Annotated in this window: 1 protein-coding gene; it reads right to left on the bottom strand. The window is 44.7% G+C overall.

The genetic code is table 11. The features are described from left to right. Nucleotides 1–76 precede the first annotated feature (76 nt). Nucleotides 77–611 (bottom strand): type II secretion system F family protein (locus R7Q09_RS26770; protein WP_318144026.1); only part of this gene is annotated, 535 nt, incomplete at its 5' end.

Below are 611 nucleotides of genomic sequence, written 5' to 3'. Positions count from 1 at the left end.
CCATTCCAACCACGATGATGACGGCAACTAAGCCAAACATAATGAGCGTTGCTCGGCTTTGATTTTCAACCACCTATTAGCCGCCTTTGATGATGTCCAGCATCCCCCACATTGGTAAGAAAATACCCAATGCAAGCACCATCACCATCCCAGCGACAATGACCAAAAGTAATGGTTCTATTCTTGCCGTCAGTGTTTTAAGGTCATAATCCACTTCTCGATCATAAAAATCTGAGACTTCGAGCAAAAGTTCATCAATACGACCCGTTTCTTCACCAACTGCAATCATTTGAATAACTAATGGCGTAAAAATATTGCTGTTGATGGCAGTAACAGAAATGGTGCTACCCGCTTCGATGGCTGCTTTCATCTCTAAAATTCGATTTTCTAAAAAGCGGTTACCCAATGCTTCACCAGCAAGCGCCAAAGATTGGTTGAGCGGCACACCTGATTTCAACATCAACGAGAATGTTCGAGCAAAGCGCGACAATTGAGCGCGATTTACGATATCACCGACGATTGGTAAGCGGAGGCGAAATTTATCAAACTTCTCCCGCCCATCTGCTGTCGCAACCCAAGCTTTGAACACAAAGAATGCACCGACCATAGCG

It is taken from the genome of Vibrio sp. 2130-1, from assembly GCF_033339515.1.
This window is presented reverse-complemented; position numbering and strand designations above follow the sequence as displayed.